A 2,624-nucleotide genomic window follows, 5' to 3' on the forward strand; every position below is an offset into this window, starting at 1 on the left:
ATTTTGAGCGGGCGATTTCGATGTATACCTATGCCAGCCAGTTCGACCCCAGAAATCCGATTTATCAACGTCGTCTCGAAGAACTCACCCGCCGTCCTCCACCATCAGAAGTTAAAAAGCCTGCACAGTATTCACATAAAGCTATCCTTGGAAAAAACTGGAAGCTGCATTTGGGCATGACGGGTGGCTGGATGGCAATTATTATCATGCTGTTCTACGCATACGCCTATCCCGGAAGACCTGCCGAAGCATTTGCTTCCCTTTTGCCGATGATTGCGACATGGAGTCTGAATCTGCTTGTTCTTCTGTTTGCCGGTGGGGCGTCAGCGGGAGGTTTGTTGATGCTGTCAGGGGTTATTGATAAGTTCGAATTGGCGGTAATGATGCGCGGTACAAGGCGTACAGGGGTTCCTGCGGGCGCTTACCTGGTAGTCATCGCGATTATCTCCTTTTGGAGCGCTGCCATCGTTTATCTGGTGCTCGGTATCGTTCACGACAGCTTCAATCGAAGCCTTACTCGTGTATTTCTAGCCGTAAGCGGGTTAACCCTTGCTTTCACTATCGCTTACTCGCTAGGATGGCTCTCAGTCCTTCTTTTCGGCGGTAATATCATCTTCATTGGATTTCTCAGCGGATGGATTGTCGCGGATGCTCTTTACGAGACCATTCGAAGCTCTGCCAAGTCATAGTTTGACTTGACGAGTGGTATCCAGATAAGTTGGGGCGCTCCACTAGCCATATCTATCGAAGGGGCGCAATAATATAGGCATTATTTAGGGTGAAGGAGTTGAGCGTGAGAACGATCCTGGTCACCGGCGCGGCCGGGTTTATTGGTTTCCACCTAACTAAGCGGAGTCAGGAGAGGGTTCCGGACTCCAGCCCCATCACCCATCACCTATCCCCATCTCCAATAATACGTACTACGTACTACGCAATAGACTAATATCCGTTCGGATGGGCCTTTCGCCAATTCCAGGCGTGCTGGATGATGGTTTCTAGTTCTGGGTATTGGGGAATCCAATTGAGCTCTGTTCTGGCTTTGTTGGAGGAGGCGACTAGGCGGGCGGGGTCACCAGGGCGGCGGGGGGATGATTCGCAAGGGATTTTATTCCCGACCACCTTCTCAACAGCAGTAATCACTTCTTTAACGGAGAAACCTTGGCCGCTGCCAAGGTTATAGGCTGTTGTGCCTGCTCCTTTTCGAAGGGCATTAATTGCGGAAAGATGGGCTTGAGCAAGATCGAAGACGTGGACGTAATCCCGAATACACGTCCCGTCGGGCGTATCCCAATCAGTGCCAAAGATTTTCATGCTATCGCGTTTTCCAAGCGCAGTTAAAAGCAGCACTGGAATAACATGCTCTTCTGGCTCATGATCTTCACCGATTTGACCTTCCGGATCAGCTCCGGCCGCATTGAAATAGCGCAGCGAAATCGAACGTAAGCCATAGGCAACGTCATACCACTGAAGCATCTTTTCCATCACCCATTTGGTCTCGCCGTAGGGATTGGTGGGCTTTTTGGGGTGATCTTCAGGAATTGGGATCATCTCCGGTTCGCCATATGTTGCCGCTGAAGAAGAGAAAATAAACTTATCGATCTTGTGGGCACGCATGGCTTCTAGAAGAGTGTAGCAACCAACAACGTTATTCTCGTAATAATGAGCCGGATTGCGAACTGAATCGCCAACAGATGCGTAAGCGGCGAAGTGCATTACGCACTCAATATCATTACTTTTGAACACTTTGTCGAGGTCATCTCGGGAGCGGAGGTCAGCCTCGATGAGCTTTGCGCCCATGACCGCTTCACGATGACCTTTTTCCAGATTATCCATAACAATAGCCTCTTCGCCGTGTGCCTGAAGCCATTTCACCATATGAGAGCCGATATAACCGGCCCCGCCTATTACTAAGATCATTCGATTACCTCCAAAACTTCAGGTCAAGCCGAAGAGCTAGACCTGAAGAAACTAACTCAATATTTTATCCTTATAATCTACTTTTCAGACACTTTTTCCTCCTCGTCTGTTGCCAGATCGTAGGAAAGAACGGCTAATTCTTGAAGAAACGAGACATTTCTGACAGAGACATTTTTCGGCACCCGAATGTAAGTGGGCGCAAAATTCAACAACGCTTTAACCCCTGCTCGAATTAGGCAATCGGCCACATCCTGAGCAGCGCGCGTAGGGACGGCGATGATTGCAATATGTGCTTTGAGCTTATGATTTGCTTCTTCAAGTTCGGCCACATCGCGGATTTCTATATCCCAAATCTGTCTGCCAATCTTAGCAATATTATTGTCGAATACCCCAACAACTTCGTAATTATTCTCGAATAGGCCAGGATAGTTAATCAAGGCAGCCCCCAAGTTGCCGGCTCCGACCAATAGCAACGGTTGTATACGGTCGATTTTAAGAATCGCTGCTATGCGTGATTGCAGCTCAATGACATTATAACCAACTCCCGGCTTGCCGAATTCACCGAAGTAGGAAATGTCCTTACGAAACTGAGCGGCATCGATCCCCGTTTGGGTGGCGATGTCAGATGATGAAACCGTTTGAACATCCGCTTCCTTTAAGGCATGAAGGAAACGCAAATAGATTGACAACCGTTCCAATGTTGGAAC

The 2,624-nt window shown here is 48.7% G+C and carries 3 protein-coding genes; 1 reads left to right on the forward strand and 2 read right to left on the reverse strand.

Going from position 1 to position 2,624, the window contains the following annotated elements; genetic code table 11:
- Positions 1-689 (forward strand): hypothetical protein (locus tag WCO51_12140; GenBank protein MEI6514003.1); only part of this gene is annotated, 689 nt, incomplete at its 5' end.
- A 250-nt stretch (positions 690-939) separates the two neighbouring features.
- On the opposite strand, the gene galE is transcribed toward WCO51_12140, so the two are convergent.
- Positions 940-1,917 (reverse strand): UDP-glucose 4-epimerase GalE, encoded by a 978-nt coding sequence (galE, locus tag WCO51_12145; protein ID MEI6514004.1) that lies wholly within the window; start codon positions 1,915-1,917, stop codon positions 940-942.
- A 77-nt stretch (positions 1,918-1,994) separates the two neighbouring features.
- The coding region (locus tag WCO51_12150; GenBank protein ID MEI6514005.1) for a redox-sensing transcriptional repressor Rex at positions 1,995-2,624 on the reverse strand (630 nt) is incomplete at its 5' end.

This window comes from bacterium (genome assembly GCA_037131655.1).
Classification (GTDB): Bacteria; Armatimonadota; Fimbriimonadia; order Fimbriimonadales; family JBAXQP01; genus JBAXQP01.